We start from the raw sequence: 26,952 nt of genomic DNA, 5'->3' as shown, positions 1-26,952 counted from the left end.
ACAGGTAAAAAAACCTGTTCTTTTAATACTTTATATGAAATTTACATTTTTATTTCCACTTCTGTAGCTAAGTCTAAACCATCAGCAGCAATATCAAAAATATCTGCGTTACTGGTTTCACTGATAACAATTACACCATTATCATTTTTAGTAGCACTTGATAATTCTTCTAAAGTCACACCTGCAAACCAAACTACTGGATCAAAAGTAACTTCAGCTAATACTTGAGCTCCTTCTCCAAACACTACCCTACCTTCTTTTTCAACTTCAAAAGTTTCACCTGAATTGAATTCAAAACGAATAGGATGTGTCTCGTTATCTGAATCTGTAAATGTCCCTTCCAGAACAACAGATGGATCACTATTTTCATCCAAAAGTTCTAATTCTACTCTTGCCTCCTCATAAGTTCCGATTGGAAAAACAAGATTTTCTAAATTTGGTGAAGTTTCACCTGTTGCAAAATCAATTTCAATAACTCTTTCAATTTCAACTTCAACTGAATCTACGTCTTCCGTTTCTACCTCAAACTGAATTCTTGACAACTTAATAGTACCAGAGGTAAACTCTAAAGTGTTCGCAATAGAACGACCTGCTGAAACTGTAGAAGCGGAAGTGTTACCTTTAAAACTGAAGGAAACTGATGGGCTAGAGTTAGTTTCATCATCACAAGCAGTGAATACTAATGCGATGAATATGATTGCTAAGTATTTTACTGATTCTTTCATTTTAATTTTAGTTAATTGTTTCATTTTTGTTTCTTTTTACTCATTTCAGTTATAAAACAGTTAACAATTAAAATCTCCTACCCAAAAAATTAAAAAATACTGATTTTCATATGTAACCTCTTAAGCCAGAAGCTTGAGTTAGCATATGTATATATCATCAAAATGTAGCTAATGCATAATTTCTTAATATGGAGTAAACTTTCGGTATGATTTGAAAATGAAGGATAATGCATAAAAAATCCTGATATATAATAGAAGAATCGAAACTGGGGTAGAATTCCATAAAAACAAAAAAGCCTTTCAGATAAAAATCTGAAAGGCTCCAATAAGGGTTTTTATTAATTATCCTCTAGGATCTAAAATCATATCAATCCTACTTACTAAATCTTGTAAATGATAACGTGACATCTCATCTCTCTGTCTTGCTAATCCACGGTTGATTTCAGATCTTAAGATATTCAAGTTTCCTCTTGCTAATGAAGGAATATCAGTAGTTCTTAGATCATCATCTTCAGTATTTACTAATTTACCCAACTGCTCTACAAATGTTTTCTGAAGATTTCTTCTATAGGTATCGATTGTACTTCCAGTTCTTAATTCAGAGAATATGCCTCTTCTTAAGTCCTCCATCATTTCTGTTGCTTTATAAGCATCATTACCATTCAATACTTCATTCTCAAGAACTCTCTTCACTCTGTCAGCTTGAAATAAATTCCCAAGCGTTCTAGTTTGTAAAGCTTTAATTCTATCCACTATACCTGCAGTTTCAATACGCGTTAAAATTTCAGCGTTGATGATCCAATCAGGAGTAGCAAATAACTGCTTATTTAAAAACTCAATCGCTCTTTCTTGTTTGTCTTTAGGCGTATGGGTATAAACCGCTCCCTCTTCATCAGAGGTTTTGAAGTTCTCATACACACCACCAACATTATTAGAAACATGGCCCATATAACGATTATATTGACCGATTACGTTTCCATACAATTCTTGTAGTTCCTCATAGTTCTTTCCTTCTTCAGTTCCCCACTCCATAAGGTTTGAAGTAATACGCTTTAAGTTTTCTATTCCTAAAGCTGATGCTCTCATAGCATCATCTCCTATATCCTCAGTTTGAGCGCTAGGATCTACCACTCCTCTTTGCTGACGACCATAATGCATTGCTCTATCATCTGCTCTTTCTAAAATCCACTCATTAAGAGTTTCTTCTTCATCATCAGCAGTTTTTATATTTGGAAGTGCTCTGTAGCCATACTCAATAGCCCATTTATCATATTCTCCAATTCTTGGGAAGAAATTAGTTACTCCATCACCTGGCTGAGCCACATAATTAAATCTAGCATAATCCATAATTGATGGTGCTACACCATGAGTTGCTGTAAAACTTGGTGATCTTAATGAATCAACTGAATAAGCAGGGCTTGATCCCATATTATGAGGTAAACCCATTGTATGTCCTACTTCGTGAGCAGCAACAAATCTGATTAACTCACCCATTAATTCTTCTTCGAATTGTATTTTTTGTGCTTCAGGATTCACTGCAGCGGTCTGAATAAAATACCAGTTTCTTAATAAGTTCATCACATTATGATACCATAAAATATCACTTTCTAAAATTTCACCCGTTCTTGGATCATGAACGTGTGGACCTTGAGCATTCTGGATATCTGTAGCGATATAGCGGATTACTGAATATCTTACATCTTCAGGACTCCAATCTGGATCTTCTTCCTTGGTTGGAGCATCTTTTGCGATTATAGCATTTTTAAAACCTGCTGCTTCAAATGCTACTTGCCAATCTTCCACACCTTGTTTAATATATTTTCTCCACTCATTAGGAGTTGCAGGGTCAATGTAATAAACAATCGGCTTTACGGGTTCAACTAGTTCCCCTCTGTTGTAAGCATCCCAATCTGATGGCTCTAATCTCCAACGTGTAATGAATCTTCTGTCACCTGCCTTGAACACATCTTTAGAATAATCAAGTTGTCTGATTGAAAAGTAACCTACTCTTTCATCAAAATTTCTTGGCACAATAGGATCCTCTGGTAAAAGAATCATTGATTGGTTCATTTCAATTGATAATGTTTCTGTGATTTCATTATCTGGAAGTTCTCCACCTTTGTATGTAAGTATATGTCTTACTTCAACATTTTCAGGAAATGCTTTACCGTGAACGATAATCGAGCGTTCTTTATCAACTCTAGATATTTTGAATGCTTTACGCTGTCTATCTGACAATGCTCCTATCATTGGAACATCAGTTGTGAAGAAATCATTAATCTTAATCACATAAGAAGAAGAATCTTTTCCTATGGTTTCAATTTTGAAGCTCTCAATAATAGGTTCAAAATTATTGTTCTTTACAGATTTATAAATAGGATCTTCTTCATTAGCAACAGAGTTGTAAGAAACAGATCTCAACAATAAATGATCATCCTTCTTTTGAAAACGGATCACTTGTTGAGGACGAGACTTCATTCCCGCACCACCGAAATTCAAGCCTTTAACATGCCCTGAAATTCTTGATACAATAAGAATTTCTTTTTCTAATATATCTGTAGGAATCTCAAAGTAGTAATCTTCTCCTACCTTGTGAAAAGTAAATAATCCCTCATCTGACTCCGCTTCGGATGTGATGATTTTTGAATAAGGCTTATATTTTGACTTTGGCCCTTTTTCCTCTTTCGATTCCTCTTTTTTCTTTTTACCAAATAGCTGAGCATTACTTTCTGAAGCAGAAAGCCCAATAAATGCTATTAAAGCAAGACTTAATATGATTTTTTTCATTGTATGTACATTTAATTTCCTGCTAAACTAACAATCTGAACGTATTATGTTTAGAATTTTAAACTCTTTTCCATGAGTGGGTAAATGTGGTATATTAAAGGGCAATACCTTTAACCTATGATTGGTGTTTACTATAAGTTTTAAGTCTAATAATTCATTTTAAAAGATTTTAAATGGATTTATATTAGTTTTGTATGGAATAATAATTTTGAATAGAAGCATGAAGAAAGCACTGTATATAATTGTAGGTCTGGGCATTATTTCATTAATCGTTTATGCTGTTTTAGGTGGTTTTAAAACGGTAGAAATTTCTGTAAATGAAAAACCACAAGTCCATATTGCTGGGACATTTTTTTCAGGCAAAATAGGCTCTGATACTTTGCAGTCTTTATTTATGCAGTCTAAAAAATTAGTGGAGACAGAAGAAACTGCAAGCTCCATTGCTATAGTTTATTTTGGTGAAGCAGATACAAAATCTGGTAAGGTGGAAAACTTCATTGGGGTAGTAGTGGGAGATGATCCTATTCATAAAATGCCTGAAAATTGGGAAATCAAATCTTTCTCTAGTAAGCAATCCATTAAAGGATGTATTGAAGCGAATGTATTAGCAATGCCTACTCCAGATGACATGCTTGAGGATTTAAGATCTCATGCGAGTGAGCGGAATATTCAGACAGATTCAGTTTTCATTGAATACTATCCAGGGCCGAATCAGTTGTGTGTGGAATTATTAACTACTGAGTAAGCTAATTATATATTCTTACCTTACAGACTTAATCATATCCTTAGCATGACTCGTTATAAAACTTGCACTTAAAAGATTGATTCCTAAATAAATTATAAAAACTGTATTCGTATCAAGCCCTAAATCATTAAACCCAAATTTAAGATTAAAGTATACTAAGTTTACTACCAAAATTAGAATACTAAGCTTCTTAATATATCTAAGCTTTTTGTGAAGATATTCTTTGTCTTTCATCCTATCATTATTTATTCCAAATCTCCCAGGATTTTTCTGCCTGACCGATCAGCATCTCTAGTCCATTAAGTACTTGAGCTCCTTGTTTTTTCCCAGCTTTCATAAAAGCTGTTTCAGCAGGATTATATACTAAATCGTAAAGATTATGATCTTCCGTTAATAAGGTATAAGGTATACTCGGTTTATTCTCAATATCAGGATATGTCCCTAATGGAGTAGTATTGATAATTAATTTATTTTCTTTGATAATCTCTGGATTCTGATTCAAATCAGTATAGGTTAAATCATACCCTTCTTTTCTAGAAACTACACTAAAAGGAATATTAATATCTTCTAACACTTTCTTAATAGCTTTAGAAGCTCCTCCAGAACCCAATATTAGAGCTTTCGAATTGAAGTCTGTTGGTAAGAATTTTAACAATGAATTCTTAAAACCAAAATAATCAGAATTAAAGCCTTTGGTTTCTCCATCTTTAAATTGAACCACATTTACAGCTCCAATTGCAGCTGCATGTTCATCTAATTTATCTAAAAAGGGAATGATTTGTTCTTTATAGGGAATAGTGACATTCAATCCAGCAATTTCTTGCTTTTTTAAGTTTTCAAATTCTTGAATATTTTCGAGTGGAAATAATCGATACTCACAATCTTCGATATTTCCCTTTTCAAATTTCTCAGCAAAATATTTTCCAGAAAAGGAATGCTCTAGTGGATAACCGATTAAACCAAAGGTTTTCACTTTAAGGTGGATTTTACATTTAAAATCCTAGCAATTTTTTCAATTGCTACCACTATAAAAACTCCCAAACTAGCCATCAAAATAGCTTGCATCAATTGAGGATCTTGTGCTGTTTCATTTAAAAATTGCTGTGGTAGAACATTATGATCGAGGAAAGGAACTTGTTCTCCTTTACTATTTATTCTGAATGAATCAACAACTTTCCATGGCCATACTTTATTTAAAGAACCTATCATAAATCCAGCTAATGTAGCAACTGTAATCGACTGAAAGTTTTTCAAGCTCCAGGAGATTACACGTGAAAAGCTTAAAATACCTACAATACAACCAATAGCGAATATTGCCAATGGCAATATTTCCACATTATGAATTGCTTCTAAAATGAATTTATATTTACCCAAAATCAATAATAGAAAGGCGCCAGATATACCTGGAAGTATCATTGCGCAAATCGCAATAACACCTGCTATAAATACAAACCATAGGCTTTCAGGAGTTTGAGCAGGAGAAACTGATGTTATAAAGTAGGCAATAACAACACCTATTATTCCTGCAATTATTGATTTCCAATTTTTATTTTCAATATCTCTAGCTACTAACAGAGCAGATATTATGATTAAACCAAAGAAGAATGACCAAACTAGAATTGGATAGGTAGCCAAAAGGTAACTTATGAGTTTAGCTAAACTAATTAAGCTAATTCCAATTCCAGCAAGTAGTGTAATTAAAAAGGAGCCATTAATATGGCTCCAAAACTCTTTCAAATTAAATTGAAATAATAGTCTTAATGCGGTAGCATCAACAGATTTTATACTATTCAGTAATTCATCATAAATTCCAGTAATAAAGGCAACTGTTCCTCCTGAAACACCTGGTACTACATCTGCACTTCCCATAGCGATGCCTTTTACTAGCAATACAAGATATTCTTTGATTGATCGCACTAAAACTTCGTTTTTATAGTAAATCTTTATTATTCAAGAAATGGTGGAAAGTATCCCCTCTTAATCCCAAACGAATTGTTTCTAAAGGAATTACTTCATTAGGTGCAATATTTCCAAGATTTACGTTAGCTCCAACCAACTTAATAAAATATACTTGCTGTGCTTTTTGTGGCGCCTCCCATATAATTTTTTCAAAAGGAATTTTTGTTAAGATTTCCTGAACTAGTCCTGATCTTACCTCTCCACTAGCTCTAAATAATCCAACATTACCAGCTTCTCTCGATTCACCAATAACTTTCCAAGCACCAGCATCTAATTCAGATTGCATTAATTCAATCCACTGATAAGGCGGTATAATTTTTTCTGCATCTTTGGATCCTACTTCCGAAAGTACTGTTACTTGATCAGATAATTTATTGATGTAGTCTAGCTTTAAATCGTGAGGTAATTCAATGGAGCCGTCTGACACTTCACAAAACTCCATATCATATTTATCCAATAACTTTCTATAATCCTCAAACTGATCTCTGATTACAAAAGCTTCAAATAAAGTGCCTCCAAAATAGGTTGGAATACCCGCTTCTTTATAAAGAGCTAATTTATCTTTAAGATTTGTAGTTACGTAAGATGTAGCCCATCCTAACTTTACGATATCAGTATATTCTCCACTGCTGTCAATAAAGTCCTCCACTTCTCTTAAGCTAAGGCCTTTATCCATAGCCATAGTAAATCCTACATCTCTTGGTTTGTTTGGTCGTTCAGGGATGTGTTTTAATTCGTAGTTCATGTTTTAATGGTTATCTTTTCTGAATTGGTCAATGATTTTAAACAATGCCTTTTGTGTTTCCACCCTGGGAAAGAAATCATAAAGCACTGTATGCATTTCAAAGTCCAAAACTAATGCATTTTCCAGAAAGATAAAGGCTTCTTTGTATTTACCGTATTCAATTAGATAGGCCGTCATTCTAAAATAAAGTTCAGGAGCATCAGGATTATCCTCCATTCCTTCCTTAATTATATTGATTGCAACCTCCAATTCACCTGATTCATAATAGATATAGGACCAGTCTAAAAATAAACTAACCTCCTCAGGGTCAAGCGCTACAGCTTCTTCATAAGCTTCAATAGATGAGTTTTGATTGCCTAATTGATATTCTGCATTAGCTAAGGCTTGCCAATATTTTGATTCGTGTTTATTTATTTTAATTGCTTTCTTGGAATAATGAACTGCTTCTATCCATTTTTCTTGTTCAATAAGGCACAGAGCCATTCCGAAATACGCTTCATCATATAAGGAATCGAACTTTACAGCCTTTTGAAAATACTTTATCGCTAAATCAACCTGATCAAGTTTGTCATAAGTTTCAGCCATTCTGCAATACACTTCCGCACTAGGCCCTTCAATTCTTAAGGTTTGAGAAAAAGCATCAAGTGCTTTATTATTTTCCTCAATTGCAGAATATGTATTCCCCATATTAAAATAAGCTGAGGCAAAATTCTCATCAATTGCAATAGCGTAATCGTAGGCTTCAATAGCCTTCTCGTATTTTCCTAGTTTGTGTAATACCACACCTAGATTATACCAAGCATGGTATGAATAAGGGTCCGCATCAATAAACTTTTCATAATAAGCAATACTCCCTTCAAGTTGGTCTGTAACATCCAAGCAATAGGCTAACTCATATATAGCATTTTCATGATTTATATTTTCTTCCAATACTAGCTTATAGTTTTTGATAGCTTCTTCATATTTACCTAATTGCTGATAAGCCATCCCCATTTGAAATAAGACTTCATCTTTTTCCTCCGCAAAAGTTAAGGCCTTCCGTAAGCATTCTATGGCATCGTGATTTTTGTTTGTAATAGTTAGGATGTTCGCTTTTGTTAACAATAAATCAACATCATTAGGCTGGATATTTTCGGCTTTTTCAATTGCCACTAATGCTTTATCATAACGGGAATTACTTGCTAAAACATGAGCATTAAGAATTAGTAATTCTACAGAAAACGGAAATTGTTCAACTGCAAATTCACTTGCTTTTAAAGCCTTCATGAATTTGTCATTATCAAGATATAATTCAATTACCTTTTCTAATTCTTCAACATCAAAAAAATGGAAATCTTTACCCTGAATATGATTTTCGAATTTTTTAATCAACTCTTTCTCTTCATCTTTTCTGTTTCTGAAAAATTCGCTCATAAATAATTGTATGTGGTTAACTAAATTTACTTATTAATAAGTGAAAAACAAGCAACGCTATTTTATTTTCTTAAGTTTACAATTCTCCATTTTTTTGCATTTCTGCTGCAGTCCATTCTATTGAATCATGTAATTCGCGAAAGGAAAAGTTCAATTCTCGTTTTAGCTTGCTTGAATCATAAATAATTGAGCTCCCTGCCATCTTCGCTGTTTCTAGGCTCAAAGTTGGTGGTTTACTTCGGATTTTACTTAATAAATTTTCAATTATTGCCCCAAAAACAACTAATGATTTGGGGACAGGTATAAAAGGAGGTCTTTTCTTCAATTCTTTAGCTATTGCATTAAAAAATTTTTCGTAGGATATATAGGATGCGCTTACTACATATTGCTGATTTACAATTTCATTATCTACACAATTCAAAATTATTTCTGCTACATCTCTTGCGTCCACATAATTGATTATCCCTTTTGTAAAAAACGGTTTATTATCACTTATATAGCCAAATAATTGGGCGCTGCTTTGGTATTTATTGGCAGGGCCTATGATAACTGAAGGATTCAATATTAAAAGAGGCAAGCCATATTCTGACATCTCTTTTAATTTTAATTCTGCCTCTCTTTTACTTTTTCCATAATTTGTGATAAATGACTGCTCTGAAAAATTAGTGTCTTCCTTTACTATATTATTCACACCGTTTTTACCTAATGCTGATACACTACTGATAAAGATAAATTGATCAACCTTTGCTAGAAGCGCATCATTTGCAATTTTTAAAGTCCAATCTTGGTTTACAGAAAATATCTTTTCTTTATCTTTTTGTAAATATGATACTAAAGCTGCAGCATGAATTACAATATCAATTTTTTGAGAAACCTTATCGAATAGGTTTTGAGAATATGAATCATAACTTATCCAGGTAACTAGCTCAGAATTTATGTTGGAGTTTGAACCAGCCCTTTTAACTGCAAATACCTTGTGCCCTTGTAAAATTAATTTTCGTAGAATTTGAGTTCCTAATAAACCCGTAGCTCCAGTTAATAAAACTGACTTTTTAGGCATTAAATATTGAATATTCTCTTCAGAGTTGAAATTGATTTGCTCCCATTATCATTGTAGTAATCCTGATAATATCCATACCCTTTGTTGTCCTTTCGAACAGCATTGAAAATAATAGAAATATTTTGGATCTTGTTAAGATTAATACTTCTGTGTAAATCTTCTATATACGATCTTTTTGAATAATCTGCTCTTACAACAAACAATGAATGATCAGATTTTTTTATAGCGATCATACCATCAGAAACTAATCCAATTGGGGGTGTATCTAACAATACCAAATCATATTCTTGTTTTAACTCATTAATAAGTTTCACGAACAATTCCCCTTCTAAAAGCTCCGCAGGATTTGGAGGAATAATACCTGATGGTATAAAATGCAGGTTTTTTATTTTAGTTTCGTTCACACAGTCCTTCCACAAAGCCCCTCCGCTTAAAATTGAGCTAATGCCAAATTCATTTTGTTCTAAGTTAAAGGCATATTGAGCTCGTGGCTTCCTCATGTCTAAATCAAGTATGATTACTTTTTTGCTAGACATGGCCAAGATAGCAGCCAAATTAACAGATATAAAAGTTTTACCCTCTCCACTAGTTGTAGAACTAACTGATATTACTTTGTTACTTTCTTTAATGCCAACAAAGTCTAAACTGGTTCTTAAGGTTCTGAAAGCTTCACTGATTTGGGATCTAGGTTTTTCAGCAACAATTACCCCGCTTTTCTTTGCTATTGAACTATTTAATCTACTTATTTTAGCAATTATTGGAATACTTGTAAGTCTTTCCAATTCATTTATACCGTTTATCTCATTGTAGAATAAATACCTAAAACCGATAAATACAAAACTTACAATAAAGCCAATTACAAAAGCTCCTATATAAATTATTTTTGTTGAAGGGCCGATTGGAGTGTTTGGTAGGTTTGCAGGAGTTAATATATCTACTTCGGATAAGGTCCCCGCTTGCGCAATCTCAAATTCAGTTTTCTTTTGCATTAAGGATAGGTACAATTCCTCATATAAAGAATAAAATCTTTTTTTCTGATTTAATTCATTCGTTTTGGATGGCAACTGATTGAATTTCGCTTCAATTTTTTGCTTTCTTTCAATAGTTATTTCCTTTTTATTTGACAGGTTTTCTAATCGATTACCTAAATAATTATTGATTTTATCTTTTAGTGTAATAATCTGTAATTTCTTATTTTGAAGAATTTGAGTCTCTTGTTTATACCTTGATTTAGCTATTTGATATTCTTGCAACATTTCTGAAAACTCTTCAAAAAGCTGTCTAGTATCTTGGGGTAAAATCAAATAATTTATTTGGTCATGGCTAAGGGTGTCTTTTTCTAATTGCTTTTGAACATCCCGAATTTCCATTAATTGATAATTAATTCCATATAAAATAGAATCAATTTTTATCATTTCGGTGATTAAGCGGTTTACATCTTCAGATGGGTTCACCGTTTTATTCTCTACTGTGAAATTCTCAATGTACTGCTCATAATTAGACAACTGTTGCTCAGTTTGTTCAAGCTGTTGATTTAAAAATTCAATTTTTAGCTGGTTAGCTCTATTTTTTTGCTCCTTACTATATTTAGTGTAAAGCTCACTAACTGCTTCTACAATTTCCTGAACCTTATAAGGATTGTAGTCTTCAAAAGTAATTTTAATGGTATTTGCATTTAAGTTCTCTGGAGCAACAGAAAGATTGGACTCAACATAATTAATTAAGCTTTCTGTATTTGAAATTGAGAAGAATAATGGCTCAGTGCTAAAAAAATGTTGCGTTTTATCTAGCTTATATGAACACCCATCCATTAAAAAATATTCGCCAAAAGTATGAGTAGTCCAATTTCCTTTATCTGGATTATCGGTGATTTTGAAACTATCTCCATCCACAGCATTTACAAAATACTTTTTATTATATGCTACACAGGATTTATCATAACTAACTCTAAAAGGAATAAACTTGTAACGTTCTTCATTTTTAAACCTACCTATAACCTGATAAGTAACGTCTAATGGGAGTTTCTCAATCACCTGCCTTAGAAAAAGTTTCGATCTTATTAATTCTACTTCACCTGATAAAGTGTTTAAATTCGAATTCTCTTCCTTTAGTGGATTAAAACCAAAAACGCTCGCTTCACTTCTCTTATTAAGCTTTAATTCAGCATAAGATTGGTATTTTACATTTGTATATCGTATGTATAGAAATGCAATTAATAAGGTTGTTGAAATCAATAAAAAGGCCCAAATTAGATTCTTTTTTAAAATTGTTTTTAGCTTAAAAAAATCCACAATTTCAGGACTTGTGTTTTCAGGTTTTTTAGAGAACTTCTCTCCAATGTCTCTTTGATATCGTGTTTCTTGATTAGGCATTCTCTAAGCTTAATTCAGGTTTTGAATCACGATGAATAAAGTAACTAAATTTGTAACCATGCCTACTACTGGCGCAATATCTCGAATCGATTCAGTAAATATCCTTCTTACTGGTTCTACATAAACAATATCGTTGGGCAGTACTTGTAAATTGGCTTTAGTCATACCTTCAATAGTGGCTAAATTAATGACTTGGACAGATGGATTATCTAAAGGCCCTCTAATTAACCTAATATTTCTTCCTTTCGCATCTCTGTTTAAACCACCCGCCAAAGCTAACACCTCTAATACAGTCATTTTTTCATTTTCAAGTGGCACAACTTGACCACCCATAGCACCTAATACCACCACTCTTCTATTAAGAGGTCGAATTCTAACATAGGGTTGGATATAGTATTCAGAGTATTGGTTTTGTAATTCTTCTTGTAACTCTTGTATAGAATATCCTTGAACCTCAATTTCACTTACTAATGGTAATATCACATTTCCATTTGGTAAAACCTCAAATTCTTTATCCGGCATGAAACGTCCTCCTCCTGCCGCTCCAGCACCTGTAACAGAATTTAATTCTAAGTTTGGATCTATAACTCTTTCTCCTTTATTAGTATATACTTCAATATTGAGCCGGTCCCCAGCTTGAATCTTATAAGCTCCTTCTACTTTAGCAATCTCATTTTTAAAGTTTTCCGAATTAATATCAGCTTCGGTTTGAAGAATAACATTCTGCTTATACACTTTGCATGAACTTAATAGCAGAATAAGTGCAATGATATAGAAAGGATATTTTATGATTTTTTTGATAGTTTTATTCACTAATCGTAAAAATATAACCAATTAGTCAAAAGACAATGTTTTATTGTAAATGCTTATAAATTATTTACATATGAAGGCATTAATTGAGGTGTATATTTGCCATTCTGTTGAATTGCCTTTAAATATCTTTCTATAACCCTATTGTGATCAAACCTTCTTTCTGCAACCTTTCTTCCTTTGTTTCCCATTTTCATCCTTTCTTCAGGCGCCATATAAAACATTTGCTTCATTTTTAAGGCTAAGTCATCCTCGTCTTTAACTTTACATAGTAAACCATTATATAAATGATCTACTACATTATTACATCCCGGTACATTTGAAGCTACAATAGGCCGTGCGCTGGCTGCTGCCTCCAAAAGTGTTCTTGGCGTGCCTTCTCTATAACTAGGTAATACTACACAATCGGATGATTTGATGTAAGGACGAACGTCATCAGTACTTCCAAGATAATTAATATACCCTTCTTCAATCCAATCATTTAATTCCTCTGATGAAATTCCCCTGGAATGCAATTCATCTAGTTTTCCTAGAAGATTAAATTTGGCGTTCATTCCACGCTCTTGTAAAATTGCGGCTGCCGCCACATATTCTCTTATGCCTTTATCAATAATTAATCTTGAAATCATTAGAAATTCAAAAGGCGAGTCTTTTGATTTTTCTTCGTATTTCTGAGGATAAAATTCATTTATATCAATCCCAGAACCAGGAATGACCTCGCAAATATTTCTCTGGATTAATTTCTTATCCATAAAGAGTTGATAATCTTCATGGTTTTGAAAAAACACTTTCTTAGGAAACTTAAATGAAAATCTGTAAAGTGATAGCGCTATTTTGGATATCCAATTGTCATTCAAAAATATCGTACCTAATCCACTTACATTATTAATTACTGGAATCCCTAATTTTGCTGCCGCAAGTGTTCCGTATATATTGGGCTTAATTGTGTAATGTAAAATAATGTCAGGACGAACTCTTTTATAGATATTATGAAGCTCGAAAGTTAAAGCCAAATCCCGAATAGGACTAGCTCCCCTACTATCCATGGTGACATTTTCAAACTCACAACCTGCTTTAATTAACTTTGATGTGTACTCATCATGTGGAGCAATAGCAATCACCTGATGGCCATCTTTTTGCAAGGCACGAATTAAGGACATTCTAAAATTAAAGATGTTCCAAGAGGTGTTTAAGGTAATAGCAATTCTCATAAGCAATATCCAAAATTACTTAATATTAAGTATACGTTTTTAATTAAGTGGGGAGATTTCGATAGGTATTTAATAATAGCGGATTAGCTTGCCGTAATTCACTTTCAAATAACCATATTCAAATATAGGAGACTAATTGAATAATTTTAAGAATACAATTAATTTATTCTTAATTTATCAAGAGTAATTTTATTTTAAATAAAGAGTAAACCTTTGAAGAATAATAGCGTGAAAAATAGAAATAGATAACTTTGTACTCTGTTTTACATTAATATCCTTACAACAAAATATGCAATATAATTCTGATGATGAAAAAAGAGAGAAGAAGGCTGTATTAGTAGCCATTATTACTCAAAACCAAAATGAAGAAAAGGTTAATGAATACTTAGATGAATTGGCTTTTTTAACTTCTACTTTAGGTGCTAAAACCATTAAAAAATTTACTCAAAAGCTAGAGAAGCCAGATGTAAGAAGCTTTGTTGGCAAAGGAAAATTAGAAGAAATAAGTGCATATGTTAAGGCCGAAAATGCCGATTGGATTGTTTTTGATGACGATTTAACTCCATCGCAATTAAGAAACCTTGAGAAAGAACTAAAAGTAAAAATATACGATAGGAGTTTATTGATACTTGATATATTTTTAAATAGAGCACAAACAGCCCAAGCAAAAACACAAGTTGAGTTAGCCCGAAACCAATATTTACTCCCAAGATTAACCAGAATGTGGACACACTTGGAGAGACAGAGAGGGGGAACCGCAACTAGAGGCGGAGCCGGGGAGAAAGAAATAGAAACGGATAAAAGGATTATTCGAAACACTATTACGAAGCTGAAAGAAAAGCTTGCTAAAATTGAAAAGCAAAGCAGAACACAGAGAAAATCTAGAGGTAAGATAGTACGTGTTGCTATTGTAGGTTATACCAATGTGGGGAAATCAACCTTGATGACTTTATTATCTAAATCTGATATTAAAGCAGAAAATAAATTATTTGCAACTGTTGATTCTACTGTAAGAAAAGTCAATTTTCAAGATATCCCATTTCTACTTTCTGACACGGTTGGCTTTATAAGAAAATTGCCCACTCACCTTATTGAATCATTTAAATCAACTTTAGATGAAATAAGGGAAGCAGATATATTAATTCATGTTGTAGATGTAAGTCACCCTACTTTAGATGATCATATTCAGGTGGTAAATCAAACCTTAGCAGATATTGATGCCAGTGATAAACCCACTTTATTAGTATTTAACAAAGTGGATTTATTAAAAGACGAGGAAGAATTGAGTGTTAAAGAAAAAATAAAATCCCTTAAAAATACGTATTGGAATAAAGAACAAAACGATGTGGTTTTCATTTCAGCAGCTAAAAAACAAAATATAGAAGAGCTTAGGAATAAGCTACGTAAACTCGTAGAAGCCAAACATTATACCATCTTTCCTAATTATTTAAAGAATACTTATTATTAATTTGCAATTAGTACAATTTGGCCTCTTAGTTCAATGGATAGAATAGAAGTTTCCTAAACTTTAGATCCAGGTTCGATTCCTGGAGAGGCCACAACTCACTACGCTATAATAATTAGATTAATATAAATCTACCTCTCCCTTCTAAAAATCATATTTATCTTGGAACTATTTCTGTGTTTAAACATCTTTACATTATTAAATAAGATCTAAATGGAGAAAGAAGCGACAAAGGAGTTAGTGTTTGAGGAAAAATATGTGAAAGCATTTGTATTACACGACTTGAAATGTCTTGAATTAATTTGGGATGGTAATCTTAAGGAAGAAGATTATAAAAGGACGTGGGAAAGAAGCTTAGAAACTATGAAGAAATATAAGTTGATTTATTTCTTTTCAGATATAAGCAATCAAGGGATTATAGGAGCTAATTCAAGAAAATGGTTTGAAGAGGAAATTCTTCCGAATGTGAAAGCGGTGGGATTAAAGAAAGCGGGCACTATAACAGATGCTAGTATATTTAAGAGATACTATTTAAACCTGATTCTAAAATCAATTGGAAAATTTGGAGTTCCATTTAAATTATGTGGATCTAGAGAAGAAGTAATTAAATTTATTTCTGAATAAAAATCAAGGATAGCTAAATGTTATCCTTTTTATTTTCACTTACTTAATAATCATTATTTACCTCTACCCAATAGCCATTCGGATCTTGAAAGTAAATTTGCTTCACACCATCTACTCTTGTTGTCACTTTATTTTTCTCACCGGGCCAATTTTCAAAGCTAATATTCTGTTCCCTTAGCTTTTTGATGATCTTTTCGATATCAGCAGTACTAAAGCAAAGATGATTATTCTTATTAATAGTCGGCTCTTCCCATTCTCCTTCAATAAGGTGTAGTTGTGATTCACCAATTTTATACCAAACATGTAATCCATCTTTAAATGGCTCTTCTATCTGTTCCAACCCAATTATATCTGAATAAAAGTTCCTGCTTTCTTCTAAATCCTCCACATAAACTGCAATATGATTTAATTTTACTTGAGCTAATCCCAATTGAGCAATTAGCATCAGGCTTACAAAAAGTATAGTCTTCATAATTATTATTTTCTTTGTTTTCAATTTAGAAATATCAAGGCCTATTCACAAGATTTTGTATATTGATTCAAATTTATGATAAAAATGAAACGACTTTTTTACTTTTTTCCCCTTCTTATTTTTTATGGCTGTAATTCAAATACTGAAATAGCAGACAGAAGCAATGTTCAATGGCAAGACATTGAAAAAGATTTACAGACTGCACTTATCATGGCCAGTGATGGTGATACTATTAATCTTCCTGAGGGCTATTTTAAATTTTCGAAAAGTCTTTTAATGGATGAAAAATCGAATATTGTTTTTAAAGGGGCTGGAATTGACAAAACAATTCTATCCTTCAAAGAGCAAAAAGAAGGTGCCGAAGGAATAAAAATAGCAGATTGTAAAAATATAATTTTAGAAGGTTTCACCATTGAAGATGCTGCTGGTGATAACATAAAAGTTACGGACACAGAGGGAATCACCTTTAGAAAAGTAAAAGCCCAATGGACAGGAAAAGTGAGTGAAGAAAACGGAGCTTACGCCTTATACCCAGTGCTTTGTAAAAATGTATTGATTGAAAATTGTATTGCAATTGGATCATCTGATGCGGGAATCTATGTAGGTCAATCCGATTCAGTAATTATCAGAAATAATGAAGCCTATCAAAACGTGGCGGGTATCGAAAGTGAAAATTCAAATCATGTAGAAATTTATGAAAATATTGCCATAAATAATACGGGAGGTATTTTGGTGTTTGACTTACCAGGACTAACTCAATATGGCGAGGATATAAAAGTTTATAAAAACGTAGTAAAGGAAAATAATCACAGAAACTTTGCCCCAGCAGGAAATATTGTAGGTGTGGTTCCTCCAGGTACTGGAATAATGGTTCTGGCCACACGAAATGTAGACATTTACAAAAATGAAATTATCGATAACCGATCAGCTGGTATAGCCATTATAAGCTATGAATTAGTAGCGGCAATAAGCGAAGAGGAGACTAAAGAAGCAAATGAGGAGCAAGCTGGATCTGCTCAAAGGGTAAACAACAATTACAGCCTAGATGAGAACTATAACCCCTATCCGTGGGAAATAAAAATTCACGAAAATGTAATTTCTAATGATAAATGGTTTGCTACTTTCCAACATGATTTTGGCAAATTATTCAACTTCAAATATCCATTCAATCCGCCCGATATAGTTTTTGATGGTTTTATCGCTGATGGGAAAGAAGCAAAAGATGTTTTGTGCATTGATCAAGAAGATATCCATTTTGTGAATCTTGATGCACCTAACGAATTAGAAAACATGAATGAAAAAATTGAGGATTTCCTATGCCTTTAAAAAAACATATAGTAATAATATTAGCAGCAGTTTTTACGGTATCTTGTTACACTAAGGAGAAAAATGAAAAGGTTGAAAAGCTAAGCGAAGAAAAAGCATCCAATACTTTTGTTTTTAAATCCAATCAAAATATAGGTAAAGAGAAGTTATCGGATTACAACTTCTTTAAAGGTGAATTAAAAACATTAGAACCCGGTAAAAATGTTCATCCATATACTTTAAATTCTCCACTTTTTTCAGATTATGCACAAAAAGCTCGTTTTGTCATGATTCCGGAAGGAAAAGAAGCGCAATATCATTCTACGGAAGTATTGGAGTTCCCTGTGGGCAGTATTTTGATCAAAAACTTTTATTATCCAAGTGATTTTTCGAATCCAGATGGAGAGAGAAGAATTATTGAAACCCGATTATTAATTCATGAAGAAGAGGGATGGAAAGCACTTCCTTATGTTTGGAATGACGAACAAACTGAGGCTTTTTTGGAAGTAGCAGGAGCTACAAAAAGTGTAAGCTGGAGAGATACTGAAGGCAATAATCAAAAAATAAATTATAGCGTTCCTAATATGAATCAATGTAGGAGCTGCCATCTTAAGAATGGTAAAATCACACCAATAGGGCCTTCCGCAAGACAATTAAATGGTGATTATAATTATACTCAAAATGGAAACATGAATCAATTAGCTTATTGGGAAAAGCATCATTTAATATCAGATTTACCTTCAACAGGTATGCCAAAATTGGTAAATTATGAAGATGATCAAGCTCCTTTAGCAGATCGAGCCAGAGCTTACTTAGAAATAAATTGTGGACATTGCCACAGACCTGATGGACCAGCTAAAAACTCCGCACTACATCTTATGGCCTCTGTGGATAATCCTGCTGCTTGGGGAGTAGGTAAAACTCCAATCGCAGCGGGTAAAGGTTCAGGAGGTTTGAAATACGATATCGTACCAGGCCATCCCGAAGAATCTATTCTAGCCTACCGAATGGAGTCTACAGACCCAGGAATTATGATGCCAGAACTAGGAAGGCAATTGGTCCATAAAGAAGGATTGGAATTGGTAAAGAATTGGATTGCAGAAATGAAATGATTTCAATCATTCTTCTTTGGAAGCAATACAGTAAACATAGCCAATATTAAAAAAATATTGGATAATGGACCTGCAATTTCTGAGAACGAAAGATGATCGTAATCTAAGCTGGAAAGATTTACAATCAACAAAGCTGAAGAAAAAATAATGAGTACTAAAGCAAATATTTTTTTGTTATTCATAACTTCTTTTAAGTAAAAATAAATGCTGAGCTCGTTAAAGTCTCAGCATTCACTAATAAATTATCTTTTACAGTCCTTCGTTTTTAGCAATCAATTCCGCTAAATCAAGAACTTTCACTTCACTTTCTTTTTCTTTATTCTTTACACCATCTCCCATCATAGTCATACAAAATGGGCAACCTGCTGCAATCACTTCAGCTCCTGTATCCAGTGCTTCCTCAGTTCTTTCTATATTGATTTCTTTATTGCCTTTTTCAGCATCTTTAAACATTTGAGCTCCTCCAGCACCACAACATAAGCCTTTTGACTTACAACGCTTCATTTCTACCAACTCAGCATCTAAAGCCTTGATTACATCGCGTGGCGCCTCATACACACCGTTTGCTCTACCTAAATAACATGAATCATGGAAAGTGATTTTCTTACCCTTAAATTCTCCACCATCTTTAAGTGTAACTTTCCCCTCATTGATTAATCCTTGAAGGAATTGAGAATGGTGCACTACATCATAATTACCTCCTAATTCAGGATACTCATTTTTGATTGTATTAAAACAGTGAGGACAAGCCGTAACTATTTTTTTGATGTTATATCCGTTTAAAACTTGAATATTACTCATCGCTTGCATCTGGAAAAGAAATTCATTCCCAGCTCTCCTAGCAGGATCTCCAGTACAACTTTCTTCGGGGCCTAATACTGCGAAATTAATTCCTACTTTATTTAAGATTTTTGTAAATGCAATGGTAACCGCTTTGTAACGGTCATCAAATGAACCTGCACAGCCTACCCAAAATAATACCTCAGGAGCTTCTCCTTTAGCACTCATTTCTTGCATGGTAGGGACTTTATATGTTGAATCGCTCATAATATCTATATTTTGAATTTAATCGTTTCCTATTTTATTTTTCTTCTCCTTTTAATTTATCCGCCCACTTAAATCTGTCTGTTGGTGGGAATTTCCATGGTGCAAAACTAGTCTCAACATTTTGGAACATAGAATTCCATGATTGTGGCGAGCTACTTTCTTCCATCGCCATATATCTTCTTCCTTGAAGAATAATATCCAATGGATTAATGCTTACAGGACATGCTTCAACACATGCATTACAACTTGTACAAGCATTCAGTTCTTCTGCTGAAATATAATCATCGCTGAATAATGGACTTCCAGATTCCGCTTCTTTGCCTGCCTTGATATTTTTCCCTATTTCATCAATTCGATCACGAGTATCCATCATGATTTTTCGAGGAGATAATTTTTTACCAGTTAAATTGGCTGGACACTCAGCAGTACACCTACCACACTCAGTACATGAATAAGCATTCATTAAATTCACCCAAGTAAGATCAGTTGCATCTTTAGCTCCTAATCTTGCTACTTCAGCAGGTGGAGTACCAGCATCCATTCCAAGCATACTTTTAACCTCAGTCGTTACTTCATCCATATTATTCATTTTGCCATTTGGAGTTAATCTGGCAAAATAAGTATTAGGGAAAGCAAGGAAGATATGTAAATGCTTAGAATAGGTTACATAAACTGCAAAAGCTAATATTCCAATGATGTGAAACCACCAAGCGAAACGCTCAGTAAAAACCAAAGCATCAACACTCATTCCTTCAAATAATGGTGTTAAGAAACTACTAAAGAAAAAACTTCCTGTTTGCACATAATGCTCATCCTTTCCTTGCAACAGCATATCAGTTGCATTCATAGTAAGAATAGCAAACATTAAAATAATTTCGATAACCAATATTAAATTACCATCTAACTTAGGCCACCCACTTAATGATCGAAGTCTCTTTACATTTAGTACGTTTCTCCTCAAAAGAAAAGCAACACATGAAACCAATACAGCAACGGCTAGGAACTCAAAAACATTAATTGCGACTGTATAAGCATCTCCTAAAATTGGAGCAAATATTCTATGCGTTCCAGCTACACCGTCAATAATGAATTCCAATACCTCTAAGTTAATTACTAGAAAACCAACATAAATCATTAAGTGAAGAATAGCTGGAATAAACTTTTTGAACATTTTCTGTTGACCAAAAGCAATCAAAAAAGTGTTCTTCCATCTTTGACCACTATTATCACTTCTATCAACCTCTTTACCCAGATTGATATTTTTCTTGATGCTCCCTATTCTTTGTGCTAAAAAGTACGCTGCAACTGCAAGTACCAGTAAGAAAGCAATTTGCGAGATGTATTCCATAGTTGTTTATTATTCGTTGAAAATTTTTTTCAGATTTTTTTTTAAATTTCTTTTGCAGGATAAATATTTAACCTACTTTTGCACCACTCAATCACGGTGCTGTAGCTCAGGTGGTAGAGCATCGGACTGAAAATCCGTGAGTCGGTGGTTCGAGTCCACTCAGCACCACAAGCCTTGCTTTAACTAGCAAGGCTTTTTTTATGTTCTTTAATATTTCAAATTCAGTCATTTTTTTCATCTTTCATCCAAAGCTTACACTTGAAATTTAAAAATAATAGTTGAGTTTAAAAATAGTATGCATACATACTATTTTTGCAATAATTTAAAATCAATACAGATAAGCATTTGTTTACTATATCAGATATAAGTTGTTACTTTAGTAGATATTAAAATTTAAAGAGTTGATAAGTCAGTCAATCATTAGTATATTTTTAAAAGAAATTACCCCTACATACATCGGGCAAGCATTTTGGGGGATAGGATTGGCTTTAATTCTATGGTATTTTTATAGTTTGTACCAACGAAAACATCTAAAACTTTGGGCTTATAGCTGGCTCTCTTTCGCCCTTTATATCATTATTACTTTAATAACATTATATTTTAATTCTAATGAAAGCATAGGACCCTTTTGGCAAAATGTATTTACATTTTTCTTCCAAATTGCAGGTTTAATGCATATTGTATGGCTATTACGGGGGGCGTACCATCTAATCGAAAGAAAAAGCATCAGTTTAAAATTTGAATACGCACAATATGCAACAGTAATAGTTATTTCACTATTCAGTGCATTAGCTTTTGTTTTGGATGAAGAAGGTGGCTATAAATACTCATTAGCTCTACCTTTTACCGTAAAATCATTAATTGCTGGTTTTGGTTTTCTTTTTGCAGGAATTCAAATTATGAGAATAGGAAAGAGGGATACCGCTGTAGGTAAAAAATTATTGTGGATTGCATTCATTCTTTATGGTTTTGAAAACCTTAATTATGCCCTCGGTGGGCTTTCAGTACTATTTGATAAGCATTACATTTTAAAATTAAACAGCAGCTTAGGCGCTTTAGATTTCTTGTTAATTGCATTCATAGGAATTGGGATGATCATTTGGTTACTTGAGGAAGAAAGATCTGCTTTAGAAAAAACTAACCGAGAATTAGATAGCTTTTTATACAGCACCTCCCATGATTTACGAGCTCCAGTCGCTTCTTTACTGGGTTTAATTAATATTGCAAAACATGATATTAAAGAGGAATCTGGCCAAAAGTATGTGCAAATGATGGAAGAAAGGGTTAAAAAGCTAGATGATATTTTTAGCGATATCCTCAATTATTCACGCAATATTAAAACTGAAATAAAACCTACAACTTTTAGGCTGGGTGAGATTGTGGAAGATGTTATCACAGATGTGAAATTCAATGAGGGAGCTGAACAAATTCGCTTAGATTACAGTGAGCAAATACATCATATTCTAAAAACTGACTACTATCAGTTAAAAGTAATTTTAGGAAACCTGATCTCCAATGCCGTTAAATATCATGACTCTAAAAAAGAGGATCAATACATTGCTATTCGATTTCAGAAAATAGACAGAGATGTACACATATCAGTAGAGGATAATGGCATTGGCATCTCTCCAGAAAGTCAGCACAAGGTATTTGATATGTTCTATAGAGCTACCAGCGAAGCAGAGGGTTCTGGATTGGGACTTTTTATAGTGAAACAAGCTTTAGAAAAAATTAATGCAAGAATCACCTTAAAATCAGAAGTAAATATGGGAAGCACTTTTACAGTAGTCATTCAAAATGCCGCTGTTAAATATAATGATCGATAAATTATCTTAAGTGCTTCAAATTGATCACTTCCTTTTGCTTTAAAAATCTCCACTTACCTCTTGGAAGATCCTTTTTTGTAAGACCTGCAAAAGTTGTTCTATCAAGCTTCACGACTTCATAGCCTAAATGCTCAAACGTTCTTCTAACAATTCTATTTCGACCAATTCTAATTTCTAAACCCAGCTTCTTAGCATCTGGACTTAAAATAGCAATCTTATCTACTTTAACCTCTCCGTCTTCCAGGCTTATTCCCTCTTCAATTTTCAAGAAATCTTCTTCCGTGATAGGCTTATCTAATTCCACTTGATAAATTTTAGCTGCTTTATGTTTTGGGTGAGTTAGCTTTTTGGCTAATTCTCCATCATTAGTGAAAAGAAGTAATCCTGTAGTATTGCGATCTAATCTGCCAACCGGGTAAATCCTCTCCTGCCCAGCAGCTGCAACCAAATCCATTACCGTTTTTCTTCCTTTAGGGTCATCCATAGTGGTGATAAATCCTTTAGGTTTATTCAACAACACATAAACTAACTTTTCTCTTTTTATTGGTTTACCTTCAAATGCTACCTCATCTGATGGTTTTACTTTAAAGCCTAGTTCTGTAACTACTTTACCGTTTACTTTAACTTTGCCTTCCGATATATGCTGATCGGCTTCTCTTCTAGAAGATATTCCAGCATTTGCGATAAATTTATTAAGGCGAATCCCTTCTTTAAGCTCTTTTTGCTTTACCTCCTCCGATTTTAATTTTTTAATATCATATTCCGGGGTTTCAGCTGTATTTTTCGCCTTAAGGTTTTTCTTTTTAAAACCTGATTTAGGCTTATTATGATTCGGGGATTTCTTTTTATGCATAGAATAGAAATTTACATCCTGATAGGATTATCAAGACTTTATTTCAATTACAAAACTACGCTTCTATTTTGATTAATCCTCGTTTTCTTTCCCAATTTGATTGTCTTCCTGAGAAAAGTCTTTTGGAGTTGGAAGATCTTTGATATCGTTTATTCCGAAATACTCCATGAAGTTCTGGCTGGTACCATAAAGAATTGGCCTACCAATTGCATCTGCTTTACCTTTAATTTCAATTAACTCTTTTTCAAGGAGCTTTTGCACCGTATAATCGCAATTCACTCCTCTAATTTGCTCCATTTCGCCTTTGGTGATAGGCTGTTTGTATGCAATAATTGAAAGCGTTTCTAGTGCAGATGTAGATAGTCTTTTTTTGGATTGTTGCTTGAGCATGATGCCAATACTTGCCTGGTAAGCAGGTTTCGTCATGAATTGATACCCCCCACCTACATGCTCAACTTGGAAAGAATATTCATCGGACTCATATTTCTTTAAAATCTTTTCGAGAGCCCGATCAATATCCTCTTTGGGAACATCTGCTTCAAACATTTCTGACAAACACTTATGTATTTCTTGCACCTTCAATGGAGTGGTGGCACAAAAAATTAGTGCTTCAATATGATTCAGCAGAAAATCCATTATTTATCTTGTGCTAATTTTGCTTCAATTGATTGAGTAGTGTGAGGAACTGCCTTTAAACGCTCTTTAGAGATTAATTTACCTGTTACAGAACAGATTCCATACGTTCCATTTTTGATTCTTACCAACGCATTTTCAAGATTAGTGATGAACTTTTGCTGACGGGCAGCTAATTGATTCATACTTTCTTTCTCCATAGTATCAGCACCATCTTCTAATACTTTAACATTTCCTGATGTACCGTCAGTACCCGTATCTGCAGATCGAGTTATGGTTGATTTAATATATTTAAGCTCTTCTTTGGCCTTATTTAATTTGTCAGTGATTAAATCTTCAAACTCTTTTAGCTCATCTGCATTATATCTTGTTTTCTCTTGATCACTCATAACATTGTCAGGTTTAAATTATTGCGGGCAAAAATAAATGCTTTCGCTTAAAACAAAAATTATTTAACGATTTTATAGAATATTATATGTTTAGCGATTTACCAGCAACAATGTTTTGTTTTATATATATTGAAATTATCCAAATATTATTTTTTTGGACGATTAGCAAATGCTACTCCTAAAATTATTAATATAATACCGATATAATGACCTATTACTAAAATTTCACCATCCCATATCCCCCAAATAATGGCTACAATTGGGATTAAGTAAGTTACAAAACTTGTAAAGATTGGAGAAGTCAATTTTACGAGCCTATTAAATAATATTAACGCAAATGCAGTTCCTATCACACCTAAAATACAAATGAATAATAAAGCCATGCCAGCCCCATCTGCATATTGCATTTTATGAATAAAATCACTTGCCCCAAACAAATAGCCTCCTGCCAAAGGAGCTATTAAAACCAAAGAAATACTCGTAATCATTCTTGGTGTTAATACATTAAACTGGGTTTTGATTATATTCAGGTTTAGTCCATAACAGAAGGTTGCAAGTATTACGAATAAGGCATAAAAGTTAAAATTTCCAAGTTCACCACCAGATCCAGCAACAATCAAAACAACAGTGCCAGCAAAGCCTAAAGCAATCCCTAAACTATCTCTGAGTTTTAAACTTCCTTTAAAAAATAAAACGCCAACTAGCAATGCAAATATTGGAGTCAGTGCATTCAATACACCTGTAATCCCACTTTCAAGTTGAGTTTGTGCATAGGCAAATAAAAATGCTGGCCCAAAACTGCCCACCATACCTGAAATAAAAAGCCATTTCCATTGCCTTCTATTTAATGTTTTGAGTTTAGGTAATGATAAGGGCGTAAGCACTAAAGCTGCTGAAAAAATCCTGATGGCTCCAACTTCTCCAGCTGAAAAGACAAGAAGCCCTTTTTTAATAAGAATAAAAGAGCTTCCCCATATGAGCGCGAGTAATATTAATAATCCGTAAATTAAAACTGGACTTGCAGTTTCTTTTTCATTCATATTTTCTCGGTCATTTTATCAGCAAAAACTTCTTTTACTTCATCTAATGTATTTAAAACTTCTTGAAAACTATCTCCTTCTACTAAACGAGTTCTATAAGGTTTGAAATGTGAGATGCCTTTGAAATAGTTAGTATAATGCCTTCTCATCTCATAAATACCTACTTTTTCACCCTTCCATTTAACTGAAAACTCCAAATGCTTTTTAGCAGTCTCTACTCTATCTTCCAGATTTGGAGCAGGAAGTGTTTCTCCCGTTTTCAAATAATGTTTGATTTCATTAAAAATCCATGGATTACCAATAGCCGCCCTTCCAATCATAATTCCATCAACACCATATCTATTTTTATACTCTAAAGCTTTTTCAGGAGAATCAATATCTCCATTCCCAAAAATAGGAATGTTGATTCTTGAATTATTCTTTACTTTAGAAATTAATGACCAGTCAGCTTCTCCTTTATACATTTGCTTTCGGGTTCTCCCATGTATGGATAAAGCTTTAATCCCAACATCTTGCAATCTCTCAGCTACTTCTTCAATATTTTTGGAATCCTCATCCCAGCCTAATCTGGTTTTTACAGTAACAGGCAAATCAGTAGATTTTACTACAGCCTCAGTTAACCTCACCATCAAGTCAATATCTTTCAAAACTCCAGCTCCAGCGCCTTTCGTGACAACTTTCTTTACAGGACAACCAAAGTTGATGTCCACTAAATCCGGCTGAGTTACATTGACAATATTAGTAGCTATAGACATTGCTTCTTCATCTCCTCCGAAAATTTGAATCCCTATCGGTTTCTCATAATCAAAAATATCAAGCTTTTGTCTGCTTTTGATGGCATCTCTTATTAATCCTTCAGAAGAAATAAATTCTGTATACATTAAATCGGCACCATTCTCTTTACATACTGCTCTAAATGGCGGATCACTGACATCCTCCATAGGTGCTAATAATAATGGGAACTCGCCTAATGATATGTTTCCTATCTTTACCAATTTGATAATCTTAATT

General features: G+C 33.4%; 25 protein-coding genes and 2 tRNA genes. 8 read left to right on the top strand and 19 right to left on the bottom strand.

The genetic code is table 11. From position 1 onward, the window contains the following. Window positions 1-41: 41 nt before the first annotated feature. Both QYS48_RS08320 and QYS48_RS08315 read right to left on the bottom strand, forming a co-directional pair. Window positions 42-749 carry a hypothetical protein gene (locus QYS48_RS08320; protein WP_308358355.1) on the bottom strand — a complete coding sequence of 236 codons (708 nt, stop codon included), beginning with the start codon at window positions 747-749 and terminating at the stop codon, window positions 42-44. Window positions 750-1,067: 318 nt separating this feature from the next. Next, complete coding sequence (locus QYS48_RS08315) at window positions 1,068-3,512, bottom strand: zinc-dependent metalloprotease (protein WP_308358354.1); 2,445 nt, start codon at window positions 3,510-3,512, stop codon at window positions 1,068-1,070. 220 nt (window positions 3,513-3,732) lie between these two features. Here QYS48_RS08315 and QYS48_RS08310 point away from each other — a divergent pair, with 220 nt between their 5' ends. Next, entirely contained in the window at window positions 3,733-4,257 is a 525-nt protein-coding gene (locus QYS48_RS08310) for a hypothetical protein (RefSeq protein WP_308358353.1), read from the top strand. Between the two features lie 15 nt (window positions 4,258-4,272). Here the strand turns inward: QYS48_RS08310 and QYS48_RS08305 are convergent, their stop codons facing one another. The 9 genes from QYS48_RS08305 to QYS48_RS08265 form a co-directional block, all read right to left on the bottom strand. Further along, complete coding sequence (locus QYS48_RS08305) at window positions 4,273-4,491, bottom strand: hypothetical protein (protein ID WP_302102474.1); 219 nt, start codon at window positions 4,489-4,491, stop codon at window positions 4,273-4,275. A gap of 7 nt (window positions 4,492-4,498) precedes the next feature. Then, window positions 4,499-5,230, bottom strand: coding sequence for a shikimate dehydrogenase (locus QYS48_RS08300; RefSeq protein WP_302102476.1), 732 nt, complete (start codon window positions 5,228-5,230; stop codon window positions 4,499-4,501). Then, a complete protein-coding gene (locus tag QYS48_RS08295; RefSeq protein WP_308358352.1) occupies window positions 5,227-6,174 on the bottom strand; it encodes a DUF368 domain-containing protein in 948 nt (315 codons plus the stop codon). Before QYS48_RS08295 ends, QYS48_RS08300 begins: the two co-directional genes overlap by 4 nt. Window positions 6,175-6,187: 13 nt before the next feature. Further along, window positions 6,188-6,961, bottom strand: a complete 774-nt coding sequence (locus tag QYS48_RS08290; RefSeq protein ID WP_308358351.1) for a phosphosulfolactate synthase — start codon at window positions 6,959-6,961, stop codon at window positions 6,188-6,190. Window positions 6,962-6,964: 3 nt separating this feature from the next. After that, window positions 6,965-8,374: a tetratricopeptide repeat protein gene (locus QYS48_RS08285; RefSeq protein WP_308358350.1), complete on the bottom strand. Its 1,410-nt coding sequence runs from the start codon at window positions 8,372-8,374 to the stop codon at window positions 6,965-6,967. Window positions 8,375-8,450: 76 nt separating this feature from the next. Further along, window positions 8,451-9,434 (bottom strand): NAD-dependent epimerase/dehydratase family protein, encoded by a 984-nt coding sequence (locus tag QYS48_RS08280; RefSeq protein ID WP_308358349.1) that lies wholly within the window; start codon window positions 9,432-9,434, stop codon window positions 8,451-8,453. Beyond that, complete coding sequence (locus QYS48_RS08275) at window positions 9,434-11,806, bottom strand: polysaccharide biosynthesis tyrosine autokinase (RefSeq protein ID WP_308358348.1); 2,373 nt, start codon at window positions 11,804-11,806, stop codon at window positions 9,434-9,436. Before QYS48_RS08275 ends, QYS48_RS08280 begins: the two co-directional genes overlap by 1 nt. A gap of 9 nt (window positions 11,807-11,815) precedes the next feature. Next, a complete protein-coding gene (locus QYS48_RS08270; RefSeq protein ID WP_308358347.1) occupies window positions 11,816-12,541 on the bottom strand; it encodes a polysaccharide biosynthesis/export family protein in 726 nt (241 codons plus the stop codon). 131 nt (window positions 12,542-12,672) lie between these two features. Beyond that, window positions 12,673-13,827, bottom strand: a complete 1,155-nt coding sequence (locus QYS48_RS08265; protein WP_308358346.1) for a glycosyltransferase family 4 protein — start codon at window positions 13,825-13,827, stop codon at window positions 12,673-12,675. A gap of 289 nt (window positions 13,828-14,116) precedes the next feature. On the opposite strand from QYS48_RS08265, the gene hflX reads away from it, so the two are divergent. The 3 genes from hflX to QYS48_RS08250 all read left to right on the top strand — a co-directional run bounded on the left by hflX (window position 14,117) and on the right by QYS48_RS08250 (window position 15,916). Beyond that, window positions 14,117-15,295 (top strand): GTPase HflX, encoded by a 1,179-nt coding sequence (hflX, locus tag QYS48_RS08260; protein WP_308358345.1) that lies wholly within the window; start codon window positions 14,117-14,119, stop codon window positions 15,293-15,295. A gap of 19 nt (window positions 15,296-15,314) precedes the next feature. Then, a tRNA-Arg gene (locus tag QYS48_RS08255) sits at window positions 15,315-15,386 on the top strand. Between the two features lie 119 nt (window positions 15,387-15,505). Further along, window positions 15,506-15,916 (top strand): hypothetical protein, encoded by a 411-nt coding sequence (locus tag QYS48_RS08250; protein ID WP_308358344.1) that lies wholly within the window; start codon window positions 15,506-15,508, stop codon window positions 15,914-15,916. Between the two features lie 43 nt (window positions 15,917-15,959). On the opposite strand, the gene QYS48_RS08245 is transcribed toward QYS48_RS08250, so the two are convergent. Further along, the gene (locus QYS48_RS08245) at window positions 15,960-16,388 is read right to left on the bottom strand and encodes a VOC family protein (RefSeq protein ID WP_308358342.1); all 429 of its coding nucleotides are present in this window, start codon (window positions 16,386-16,388) and stop codon (window positions 15,960-15,962) included. Between the two features lie 84 nt (window positions 16,389-16,472). Between QYS48_RS08245 and QYS48_RS08240 the strand changes: the two genes are divergently transcribed. Then, a complete protein-coding gene (locus QYS48_RS08240; RefSeq protein ID WP_308358341.1) occupies window positions 16,473-17,714 on the top strand; it encodes a parallel beta-helix domain-containing protein in 1,242 nt (413 codons plus the stop codon). Then, on the top strand, window positions 17,705-18,805 hold the full coding sequence (locus tag QYS48_RS08235; RefSeq protein ID WP_302102492.1) for an SO2930 family diheme c-type cytochrome: 1,101 nt from the start codon (window positions 17,705-17,707) through the stop codon (window positions 18,803-18,805). The genes QYS48_RS08240 and QYS48_RS08235 overlap by 10 nt, the downstream gene beginning before the upstream one ends. A 249-nt stretch (window positions 18,806-19,054) precedes the next feature. Here QYS48_RS08235 and QYS48_RS08230 read toward each other — a convergent pair whose 3' ends face one another. Together QYS48_RS08230 and QYS48_RS08225 are read right to left on the bottom strand one after the other, a co-directional pair. After that, window positions 19,055-19,852: a (Fe-S)-binding protein gene (locus tag QYS48_RS08230; protein WP_302102493.1), complete on the bottom strand. Its 798-nt coding sequence runs from the start codon at window positions 19,850-19,852 to the stop codon at window positions 19,055-19,057. Window positions 19,853-19,886: 34 nt separating this feature from the next. After that, the gene (locus QYS48_RS08225; RefSeq protein WP_308358340.1) at window positions 19,887-21,200 is read right to left on the bottom strand and encodes a 4Fe-4S dicluster domain-containing protein; all 1,314 of its coding nucleotides are present in this window, start codon (window positions 21,198-21,200) and stop codon (window positions 19,887-19,889) included. Between the two features lie 95 nt (window positions 21,201-21,295). Between QYS48_RS08225 and QYS48_RS08220 the strand changes: the two genes are divergently transcribed. Then, window positions 21,296-21,368: transfer RNA gene (locus QYS48_RS08220), tRNA-Phe, on the top strand. Between the two features lie 233 nt (window positions 21,369-21,601). Continuing rightward, entirely contained in the window at window positions 21,602-23,026 is a 1,425-nt protein-coding gene (locus tag QYS48_RS08215) for an ATP-binding protein (RefSeq protein ID WP_308358339.1), read from the top strand. Between the two features lies 1 nt (window position 23,027). Here the strand turns inward: QYS48_RS08215 and QYS48_RS08210 are convergent, their stop codons facing one another. The 5 genes from QYS48_RS08210 to dusB form a co-directional block, all read right to left on the bottom strand. Further along, on the bottom strand, window positions 23,028-23,879 hold the full coding sequence (locus QYS48_RS08210) for a pseudouridine synthase (RefSeq protein WP_308358338.1): 852 nt from the start codon (window positions 23,877-23,879) through the stop codon (window positions 23,028-23,030). A 72-nt stretch (window positions 23,880-23,951) separates the two neighbouring features. Continuing rightward, entirely contained in the window at window positions 23,952-24,515 is a 564-nt protein-coding gene (scpB, locus tag QYS48_RS08205) for an SMC-Scp complex subunit ScpB (protein ID WP_308358337.1), read from the bottom strand. Beyond that, window positions 24,515-24,901 (bottom strand): TraR/DksA C4-type zinc finger protein, encoded by a 387-nt coding sequence (locus QYS48_RS08200; RefSeq protein WP_302122270.1) that lies wholly within the window; start codon window positions 24,899-24,901, stop codon window positions 24,515-24,517. The genes scpB and QYS48_RS08200 overlap by 1 nt, the downstream gene beginning before the upstream one ends. Window positions 24,902-25,047: 146 nt before the next feature. After that, window positions 25,048-25,941: a DMT family transporter gene (locus QYS48_RS08195; protein WP_302102496.1), complete on the bottom strand. Its 894-nt coding sequence runs from the start codon at window positions 25,939-25,941 to the stop codon at window positions 25,048-25,050. Further along, window positions 25,938-26,936 carry a tRNA dihydrouridine synthase DusB gene (gene dusB / locus QYS48_RS08190; RefSeq protein WP_308358336.1) on the bottom strand — a complete coding sequence of 333 codons (999 nt, stop codon included), beginning with the start codon at window positions 26,934-26,936 and terminating at the stop codon, window positions 25,938-25,940. The genes QYS48_RS08195 and dusB overlap by 4 nt, the downstream gene beginning before the upstream one ends. Window positions 26,937-26,952 lie beyond the last annotated feature (16 nt).

Origin of the sequence: Marivirga arenosa (assembly GCF_030503895.2) — a bacterium.
In the GTDB taxonomy this organism is placed as follows: Bacteria; Bacteroidota; Bacteroidia; order Cytophagales; family Cyclobacteriaceae; genus Marivirga; species Marivirga arenosa.
The sequence above is the reverse complement of the archived record's forward strand: the minus strand, read 5'-3'. Positions and strand labels throughout refer to the sequence as shown.

Bases quoted from the DNA above. Each gene is read 5' to 3' on its own strand.
- QYS48_RS08320 (WP_308358355.1), bottom strand. From the start codon at position 749: ATGAAACAATTAACTAAAATTAAAATGAAAGAATCAGTAAAATACTTA.
- QYS48_RS08315 (WP_308358354.1), bottom strand. From the start codon at position 3,512: ATGAAAAAAATCATATTAAGTCTTGCTTTAATAGCATTTATTGGGCTT.
- QYS48_RS08310 (WP_308358353.1), top strand. From the start codon at position 3,733: ATGAAGAAAGCACTGTATATAATTGTAGGTCTGGGCATTATTTCATTA.
- QYS48_RS08305 (WP_302102474.1), bottom strand. From the start codon at position 4,491: ATGAAAGACAAAGAATATCTTCACAAAAAGCTTAGATATATTAAGAAG.
- QYS48_RS08290 (WP_308358351.1), bottom strand. From the start codon at position 6,961: ATGAACTACGAATTAAAACACATCCCTGAACGACCAAACAAACCAAGA.
- QYS48_RS08285 (WP_308358350.1), bottom strand. From the start codon at position 8,374: ATGAGCGAATTTTTCAGAAACAGAAAAGATGAAGAGAAAGAGTTGATT.
- QYS48_RS08280 (WP_308358349.1), bottom strand. From the start codon at position 9,434: ATGCCTAAAAAGTCAGTTTTATTAACTGGAGCTACGGGTTTATTAGGA.
- QYS48_RS08275 (WP_308358348.1), bottom strand. From the start codon at position 11,806: ATGCCTAATCAAGAAACACGATATCAAAGAGACATTGGAGAGAAGTTC.
- QYS48_RS08265 (WP_308358346.1), bottom strand. From the start codon at position 13,827: ATGAGAATTGCTATTACCTTAAACACCTCTTGGAACATCTTTAATTTT.
- hflX (WP_308358345.1), top strand. From the start codon at position 14,117: ATGCAATATAATTCTGATGATGAAAAAAGAGAGAAGAAGGCTGTATTA.
- QYS48_RS08250 (WP_308358344.1), top strand. From the start codon at position 15,506: ATGGAGAAAGAAGCGACAAAGGAGTTAGTGTTTGAGGAAAAATATGTG.
- QYS48_RS08245 (WP_308358342.1), bottom strand. From the start codon at position 16,388: ATGAAGACTATACTTTTTGTAAGCCTGATGCTAATTGCTCAATTGGGA.
- QYS48_RS08240 (WP_308358341.1), top strand. From the start codon at position 16,473: ATGAAACGACTTTTTTACTTTTTTCCCCTTCTTATTTTTTATGGCTGT.
- QYS48_RS08235 (WP_302102492.1), top strand. From the start codon at position 17,705: ATGCCTTTAAAAAAACATATAGTAATAATATTAGCAGCAGTTTTTACG.
- QYS48_RS08230 (WP_302102493.1), bottom strand. From the start codon at position 19,852: ATGAGCGATTCAACATATAAAGTCCCTACCATGCAAGAAATGAGTGCT.
- QYS48_RS08225 (WP_308358340.1), bottom strand. From the start codon at position 21,200: ATGGAATACATCTCGCAAATTGCTTTCTTACTGGTACTTGCAGTTGCA.
- QYS48_RS08210 (WP_308358338.1), bottom strand. From the start codon at position 23,879: ATGCATAAAAAGAAATCCCCGAATCATAATAAGCCTAAATCAGGTTTT.
- scpB (WP_308358337.1), bottom strand. From the start codon at position 24,515: ATGGATTTTCTGCTGAATCATATTGAAGCACTAATTTTTTGTGCCACC.
- QYS48_RS08200 (WP_302122270.1), bottom strand. From the start codon at position 24,901: ATGAGTGATCAAGAGAAAACAAGATATAATGCAGATGAGCTAAAAGAG.
- QYS48_RS08195 (WP_302102496.1), bottom strand. From the start codon at position 25,941: ATGAATGAAAAAGAAACTGCAAGTCCAGTTTTAATTTACGGATTATTA.